Consider the following 648-nt stretch of genomic DNA (forward strand, 5'->3'; position numbering starts at 1 on the left):
ATGAAGCTCAAGGAGGAGAAAAGTTGCCTCTGCACGTGTGGGCTTTGTTTCTTCACCCTATGAGTCTAATTGAAACAGAACTACAATTTATGACCCAGTTCATAAGCAAGTTGGAAGGAGGAGCCACACGATGATCATAGAACGTTTTATTCCGTTCATGGGGGAGCATTGTGAGACGACGGCCATGGGCAATCTGCTTTCCCATGCCGGCATTCGGTTGTCTGAACCGATTTTGTTCGGGATCGGAGAAGGTTTGGGGTTTATCTACTGGGATATGAAGGGGATGGATTTTCCGTTTATCGGAGGTAGAATTAAACCGGATGAACTGACAGCCCGCATTGCGTCCCGTCTAAACCTGACTCTCACGAAGCAGGAAACCACCTCTGTGACAAAAGCATGGAGCAATATCAAAGTAAATATTGATCGCGGTGTTCCCATAGGTTTAAAATTAGATTGTTATCACTTGGATTATTTTACTAATAAAATTCATTTTGCAGCACACTATGTCGCCATGTACGGATACGATGACGAATACGCTTATATGACCGATACATCCCAACAGGGAGGCGTGGTCAGAACACGCTTGGAGTCGTTGGCACTGGCTAGAAATGAAAAGGGATCCATGAGTTCCAAAAATCTCTCCTACAC

Annotated in this window: 1 protein-coding gene; it reads left to right on the plus strand. The window is 44.9% G+C overall.

Annotation, left to right across the window (positions count from 1 at the left end; genetic code table 11):
• Window positions 1-130 precede the first annotated feature (130 nt).
• Window positions 131-648: BtrH N-terminal domain-containing protein (locus AC1DWN_RS34870; RefSeq protein WP_477563367.1), on the plus strand; the 518-nt coding region annotated here is incomplete at its 3' end.

The sequence above is a fragment of the Paenibacillus sp. P4_A7 genome, assembly GCF_056402455.1.